Raw genomic sequence first — 2,570 nt, 5'->3', positions numbered from 1 at the left:
GGGGCGCGGGGGCGTTTGTGGGGGGGTGGTGCTCCCCCCCGGGGCGTCCCGCCCCGCCGTGGGGGGGGGGGGGGGCCGGGGGGGGGGGGGGGCCCGGCCGCCCCCCCGCCACCTGCTGGAGCGCGGCGCGCGGAGCATCCACCACATCACCGGCCCGCTGACCATCCGGCAGTGCGCGGACCGCAGACGGGGCGCGGAGCTGGCTCTCGCCGCCGCGGGTCTCGCCCCGGCGACCGCGCTGGAGACGGTGGAGATGCCCGCGATGACCGCGCGGGCGGGCCAGCAGGCGGCGGAGCGGCTGGTCCGCTCCCGGCGGCTGCCCGAGGCGATCTTCTGCGCCAACGACATGCTCGCCCTCGGTGTACTGCGCGGCCTGCACCAGGCCGGGGTCGGCGTGCCCGGTGACGTGGCCCTGATCGGCTACGACGACATCGACTTCGCGGTGGCCTCGGCGGTGTCGCTGAGCTCGATCCGTCAGCCCACCTACGAACTCGGGCGGATCGCCACCGAACTGCTGCTGGACGAGTGCGGCAACCCCGGCGAGCACGCCCACCGGCAGATCATGTTCCAGCCCGAACTGGTCGCCCGCGAGTCCACCGGCCGAGAGGCGGACGGGACGGCGGCGGCCACCTGACCACGAGTGGTGAGTGACAGATGAGCGTTTACGCGGCGGTCGACCTGGGAGCCTCCAGCGGCCGGGTGATGACGGCGCGGATCGAAGGCGAGCGGATCGGCCTGACCGAGGCGCACCGCTTCGCCAACCGCCCGGTCCGGGTCGACGGCACCCTGCACTGGGACATCCTCGCCCTCTATCGAGGGGTGCTCGACGGGCTTCGCAAGGCCGGGCCGGTCGACTCGATCGGCATCGACTCCTGGGCCGTCGACTACGGGCTGCTCGACGGCGCGGGACGGCTCATCGGCAATCCGGTGCACTACCGCGACGGGCGGACCAACGGGATCATGGAGCGGGTCGTCGCCGAGCTGGGAGCCGACACCCTCTACCAGGTCGGCGGGTTGCAGTTCCTGCCGTTCAACACCGTCTACCAGCTGCTCGCCGAACCGGATCTCGGCCGCGCCGAGACGCTGCTGATGATCCCGGACCTGCTGACCCGCTGGCTGACCGGTTCCGTCGGCGCGGAGGTCACCAACGCCTCCACCACCGGCCTGTACGACGTGCGGACCGGCGACTGGGCACGAGGGCTGGCGGAGCGACTGGGTCTGCCTGCCGGGCTGCTACCGGAGCTGCGGCACCCCGGAGCGCCCGCCGGGACGCTGCTGGCCGAGGTGGCGGCGGAGACCGGGCTGCCTGACTCCATCCCGATCACCACGGTCGCCTCGCACGACACCGCCTCCGCGGTGGCGGCGGTACCCGCGAGCACCGAACGGTTCGCCTACATCTCCTCCGGCACCTGGTCGCTGGTCGGGCTCGAACTCCCCGAGCCCGTCCTGACCGAGGAGAGCCGTCTGGCCAACTTCACCAACGAGGGCGGCCTCGACGGCACCGTCCGGTACCTGCGCAACGTGATGGGCCTGTGGATCCTGCAGGAGTGCATGCGCGCCTGGGGCGAGACCGACGTGGCCGGCCTGCTCGACGCCGCCGCGCAGGCCGACCCGTTCCAGGCGGTGGTCGACCCGGACGATCCGGTCTTCATGCCCCCCGGCGACATGCCGGCCCGGATCGCGACCTACTGCGAGCGGACCGGCCAGCGGCCCCCGCGGGGACAGGCGCAAACCGTACGGTGCGTGCTGGAGAGCCTGGCCCTGGCCTACCGGCGCACGCTTCGCGACGCCGTACGCCTCAGCGGCCGGGAGGTGGAGGTCGTGCACGTGGTCGGCGGCGGCGCCCGCAACGCGCTGCTCTGCCGGATGACCGCCAACGCGACCGGCCTGCCCGTGGTCGCCGGGCCGGTGGAGGCCGCCGCCCTCGGCAACGCCCTGGTCCAGGCCCGCGCCCAAGGGGTGGTCTCCGATATCCGCGCCCTGGTGCGGCAGAGCGAGCGGTTGGTCACCTACCTCCCCGAAGGGGACGACGAGCCATGGGCCCGCGCGCAGGCCCGGCTGGCCGACTGCTGAGCCTTCCTGTGGCGCCGCGTCGGCCGATCCCCGCGGCCGGCCGCCGAAAGAGCACACCCGCGCCTTGAACCTTCTCCTCGCACGCCGCTCCCGGCGGATGAGACCGCACGTCGCGGGCCGGGACATCGCGCGGCGGGGGCCGCCCGATTCCCGCCGTGAGCCGCGAGTGGCCGGAGGCCACCGGCCATGTCTGACACGCCGGTGACGGGAGAAGCGGAATAACCACCGGCGGACGTCCGTTAGAGTGATCGTGCCGATGTGGTTTGTGTCCCCCGGGCCGCAAATTACCGCCTTCACGGAATACCGTTCGGCTGGAGCCGTGTTGTGCCTCTCGCCGAGGAGGCGACCGCCACATCGGCACCAAGACATCGCGTCCCGCGAGCCCCCAGGGCTCGCGGGGCGGTTATTTTTTAACGGGCGCGCCAGATCGGGAGTTCGGGGGGGGGGGGAAGAGTGGTTTTTGTTTGGGGTTTTTATAGGGGGGGGGCGGGTGAATA

The 2,570-nt window shown here is 72.9% G+C and carries 2 protein-coding genes; both read left to right on the top strand.

The window, feature by feature from the left end; all coding sequences use genetic code 11:
* Positions 1-634, top strand: a 634-nt coding sequence (locus tag AB0J58_RS44625) for a substrate-binding domain-containing protein (protein WP_364227846.1), incomplete at its 5' end; no start/stop codon positions are given.
* 20 nt (positions 635-654) lie between these two features.
* Positions 655-2,073, top strand: a complete 1,419-nt coding sequence (locus AB0J58_RS44620) for a rhamnulokinase family protein (protein WP_364227843.1) — start codon at positions 655-657, stop codon at positions 2,071-2,073.
* Positions 2,074-2,570 lie beyond the last annotated feature (497 nt).

Origin of the sequence: Streptosporangium sp. NPDC049644 (assembly GCF_040675205.1) — a bacterium.
In the GTDB taxonomy this organism is placed as follows: Bacteria; Actinomycetota; Actinomycetes; order Streptosporangiales; family Streptosporangiaceae; genus Streptosporangium; species Streptosporangium fukuiense.
This window is presented reverse-complemented; position numbering and strand designations above follow the sequence as displayed.

Excerpts from the sequence above, each read along its gene's own strand:
- AB0J58_RS44620 (WP_364227843.1), top strand. The coding sequence starts at position 655 with ATGAGCGTTTACGCGGCGGTCGACCTGGGAGCCTCCAGCGGCCGGGTG.